The sequence below is a fragment of the Lacisediminihabitans sp. genome (assembly GCF_036404185.1).
Lineage (GTDB): Bacteria > Actinomycetota > Actinomycetes > Actinomycetales > Microbacteriaceae > Lacisediminihabitans.
Genome location: NZ_DASWPB010000032.1, coordinates 1 through 3,467 on the forward strand (window position 1 = coordinate 1; position 3,467 = coordinate 3,467).

General features: G+C 65.2%; 3 protein-coding genes. 2 read left to right on the forward strand and 1 reads right to left on the reverse strand.

Annotated features, from left to right (window positions below; translation table 11 throughout):
* Nucleotides 1-585: helix-turn-helix domain-containing protein (locus VGC18_RS01680; RefSeq protein ID WP_331093566.1), on the forward strand; the 585-nt coding region annotated here is incomplete at its 5' end.
* A gap of 13 nt (nt 586-598) precedes the next feature.
* On the forward strand, nt 599-2,359 hold the full coding sequence (locus tag VGC18_RS01685; RefSeq protein ID WP_331093567.1) for an oleate hydratase: 1,761 nt from the start codon (nt 599-601) through the stop codon (nt 2,357-2,359).
* Here VGC18_RS01685 and VGC18_RS01690 read toward each other — a convergent pair.
* On the reverse strand, nt 2,356-3,369 hold the full coding sequence (locus VGC18_RS01690; RefSeq protein ID WP_331093568.1) for an MFS transporter: 1,014 nt from the start codon (nt 3,367-3,369) through the stop codon (nt 2,356-2,358). The two genes, VGC18_RS01685 and VGC18_RS01690, sit on opposite strands and share 4 nt — an antisense overlap.
* Between the last annotated feature and the right edge of the window lie 98 nt (nt 3,370-3,467).

A 3,467-nucleotide genomic window follows, 5' to 3' on the forward strand; every position in this document is an offset into this window, starting at 1 on the left:
GCCGCGGAGCTGTTCGCGGCCAAGGGCTTCGGGGAGGTGTCGACGCAGGAGGTCTCGGAGCGGGCGGACGTCGCGTCGGGCACCCTGTTCCGCTACGCATCCTCGAAGGCCGAACTGCTCCTGATGGTGTTCAACGAGGAGTTCCGTCGGGCGCTGGAGCTGGGGAGGGAGCGCGCGGCCGAGGAGCCGGATGCGGCAGGCGCGGTCGTGCAGATGGTGCTTCCCGTGGTCGAGGCCGTCGCCGCCGACCCGGAGAACAGCGTCGTGTACCAGCGCGAGCTGCTGTTCGGCGCCGCGGGCGAACACTACCGGAACCAGGGACTGCTGCTTGTGGCCGAGCTGGAGGAGCGGATCGCATCGCGCCTCATGACCGAGGCCGAGGAGCACGGCCTGGTGCCGGATTCCGATCGGGCGCGACTGGCCGGCTCGACGGTCTTCGCGGTCACGCTCATGGCGGTCTCGCGATCATCGACGGGGGCCCACGCCGGGCGCGACGTGGTCGCGGATCTGTCGACACAGGTGGCGCAGGCGGTCGCGGGATACCTCGCGGCCCTGTCGCCCCATGAATTTTCATCAAAGGAATAGGGAGTACGGAAGAATGCGGTACACCAGCGGTAACTATGAAGCCTTCGCTAGGCCACGCAAGCCGGCGGACGTCGATCGGAAGACGGCGTGGTTCGTCGGGGCCGGCCTCGCCTCGCTCTCCGGAGCGGCGTTCCTGATCCGCGACGGGCAGATGGATGGCTCGAAGATCACGATCCTCGAGCGCCTGAGGCTGCCGGGCGGCGCGCTCGACGGTATCAAGGAGCCCAAGAAGGGGTTCGTCATCCGCGGCGGTCGTGAGATGGAGGATCATTTCGAGGCCCTGTGGGACCTGTTCCGTTCCATCCCCTCGGACGAGATCGAGGGGGCCAGCGTGCTCGACGAGTTCTACTGGCTGAACAAGGACGACCCGAACTCCTCCTTGCAGCGTGCCACCGAGAAGCAGGGACAGGATGCGCACACGGACGGTCTGTTCGCGCTCTCGGAGAAGGCGCAGAAGGAGATCGTCAAGGTCTTCCTCGCTCCGAGGGAGGAGATGGAGAACAAGCGCATCGACGAGGTGTTCAGCACGGAGTTCCTGAAGAGCAACTTCTGGCTGTACTGGCGCACCATGTTCGCCTTCGAGGAGTGGCACTCCGCCCTGGAGATGAAGCTCTACCTGCACCGGTTCATCCATCACATCGGCGGGCTGCCGGACTTCTCGGCGCTGAAGTTCACGAAGTACAACCAGTACGAGTCGCTCGTGCTCCCGCTGTACAAGTGGCTGCTCGGCCAGGGTGTGGTGTTCCGGTTCTCCACCGAGGTGACCGACGTCGACTTCGACATCAGGGACGGTCGCAAGCAGGCCACCCGCATCCACTGGCTGGAGGGCGCGGAGGCGGGCGGGACGGACCTCACCGAGGACGACCTGCTCTTCATGACCATCGGGTCGCTGACCGAGAACTCCGACAACGGCGACCACCACACCCCCGCGAAGCTCGACGAGGGCCCCGCGCCGGCCTGGGACCTGTGGCGCCGGATCGCCGCGAACGACCCCTCGTTCGGGCGTCCGGACGTGTTCGGTGCGCACATCCCGGAGACGAAGTGGGAGTCGGCCACCGTCACCACCCTGGACAAACGGATCCCCGCCTACATCGAGAAGATCGCGAAGCGCGATCCGTTCAGCGGCAAGGTCGTCACCGGCGGTGTCGTCTCAGTCAAGGACTCCAGCTGGCTGATGTCCTGGACGGTCAACCGGCAGCCGCACTTCAAGCTGCAGCCCGCCGACCAGATCGTCGTCTGGGTGTACTCGCTGTTCGTGGACGTGCCCGGCGACTACGTGAAGAAGCCGATGGCCGAGTGCACGGGGGAGGAGATCACCCAGGAGTGGCTCTACCACATGGGGGTTCCCGTCGAGGAGATCCCCGAGCTGGCCGCGACCGGCGCGAAGACCGTGCCCGTGATGATGCCCTACGTCACCGCGTTCTTCATGCCGCGGCAGGCGGGCGACCGCCCCGACGTGGTTCCGGATGGCTCGGTCAACTTCGCCTTCATCGGCCAGTTCGCGGAGTCGAAGGAGCGCGACTGCATCTTCACCACGGAGTACTCGGTGCGCACCCCGATGGAGGCCGTCTACACGCTGCTCGACATCGAGCGGGGCGTTCCGGAGGTCTTCAACTCCACCTACGACGTCCGCAAGCTCCTGGCGGCCACGAGCCGTCTGCGTGACGGTGCTGAGCTCGAGCTGCCCGGGCCGGCGCTGTTCCGCAAGTGGCTGCTCGGAAAGGTGGACGACACCGAGATCGGCGAGCTGCTCAAGGAGAACCACCTTATCTAGCGCGACGCCGTTCCCGCGGTGAGGGGATCTGGGACATCGTGATCCGTGGTCGGCAGCGCGCCACGGATCCGAGTCCCACCGAAAATCGACGGCATCGCGGCGAGGATGGCGGTGCCGGCCCAGATCCACAACGTTGAGGTGAGGCCGATGCTGTCGCCCAGCACGCCGCCGATGATGCTCCCTATGGGTACCACTCCCATGCCAGCGAACCCCATGAAGCTCATCTGTCGTCCGAGCAGGTTCTTGGGGGTGAGCTTCGCGGCGAGGGTATACGAATTCACGTTGTAGATCACCACGGCAACGGAATACAGCGCCGCTTGCGCCGCGATGAGGAGGACGACCGCACCTCCGAGGCCCGCCATCAGAGGCAGGGCGGCGACGATCGGAATGAGCACCAGGCTGGACAAACGGAAGACGCCGACCTCGCCGAGTGCCGATACCGCTTGAGGCGCGACGAGGGTGCCGAGAAGACTCCCGATGCCGGCGCCGGTCAGCACCATCCCGATCTCCCCGGGAGACAGATGGATGGTGTGAACGTAGTACAGCGTCTGGACGGAGGAACCAAGCGCTAGGCCGAAGTTCATCAATGCGGTGCTCAACACGATCGTGCGGACGGGCACATTGCGCAGACTGAACCTCAGCCCGGTCCGCATTGCGGGCCCAAACGGCTCGCGACCTTCCGCATCCGGTTCTGCGGCGAGCCTGATGCGACCAGAGAATGCTGCCGACAGGATCCGGGCAATCGCTGCAGGGATGATGACCACCGGTGCGGTAAAGGCTCGAATCAATTGACCGACGATCAGGGGCGCGGCGATATCGATGACGGTGGTGACCGACTCTTGGCGTGCGAAGGCCCGCGACAACATCGCCTCGGGCACGGCATGGGGGAGGGCGCTTCGGTTCGCGATGCTGAAGAACATCCCGGCAACGCCGACCAAGAAGGTCACAAGCACCAACTGAGCGATATCTACGGCGCCATACCAGGACGAGAGCCGGGACGTGGTGACCATGAGGCGACCATCGCACACAGGCCATCAAGCCAAGGTTAACTTTTACCCCGCCGTCCGCGGATAGATGATGATCGAGAGATAGCGCATCGGATGCGTCA